Genomic DNA, 650 nt, shown 5'->3' with positions numbered 1-650 from the left:
AGACTCAGCTCATGTACGTAATGAAACAAAGTGGTTGGGTGGAAGTAATTTGCGGCAGCATGTTTTCCGGCAAATCGGAAGAATTAATACGCCGGGTTCGCCGGGCTACTTATGGAAATTTGTCCGTACGTGTCTTCAAACCGGCCATTGATAATAGATATGCTGAGGATTCCGTTGTCTCTCATAATGGAACATCAACGATCGCACGCCCCGTAAAGAATTCGCAGGAAATCCTGGAAAATATAAATGGCAATATTGACATTATTGGAATAGACGAAGTGCAATTTTTTGATGAAAGTGTTGTCGACGTTGCAGACGAGCTTGCAAATAAAGGTATCCGTGTAATCATCGCTGGTCTTGATACTGATTTTCGTGGCGAACCCTTTGGACCAATGCCAAAATTAATGGCATTAAGTGAGTCAGTCACTAAGTTGAATGCAATTTGTCCAATTTGCGGATCACCTGCAAGTAGAACACAGCGCTTGATTAATGGAAAACCAGCGTCCTACGATGACCCGATTATCCTGGTTGGAGCATCAGAATCATACGAACCGAGATGCCGTCATCATCATGAAGTGCCTAATAAACCCAGTAACCCCATTTTAAAGTCATTATCAAAGTTGACGAAGTAAAAGAGTGCCAATGGTACT

1 protein-coding gene is annotated in these 650 nt (G+C 42.6%); it reads left to right on the top strand.

The window, feature by feature from the left end; genetic code table 11:
• Positions 1-11: 11 nt before the first annotated feature.
• On the top strand, positions 12-632 hold the full coding sequence (locus AC3G7N_RS21365; protein WP_089061327.1) for a thymidine kinase: 621 nt from the start codon (positions 12-14) through the stop codon (positions 630-632).
• The last annotated feature ends 18 nt before the right edge of the window (positions 633-650 follow it).

The sequence above is a fragment of the Virgibacillus carmonensis genome (assembly GCF_057836705.1).
The sequence above is the reverse complement of the archived record's forward strand: the minus strand, read 5'-3'. Positions and strand labels throughout refer to the sequence as shown.

What these genes read in the sequence shown, in the direction of transcription:
- AC3G7N_RS21365 (WP_089061327.1), top strand. Translation starts at nt 12, where the DNA reads ATGTACGTAATGAAACAAAGTGGTTGGGTGGAAGTAATTTGCGGCAGC.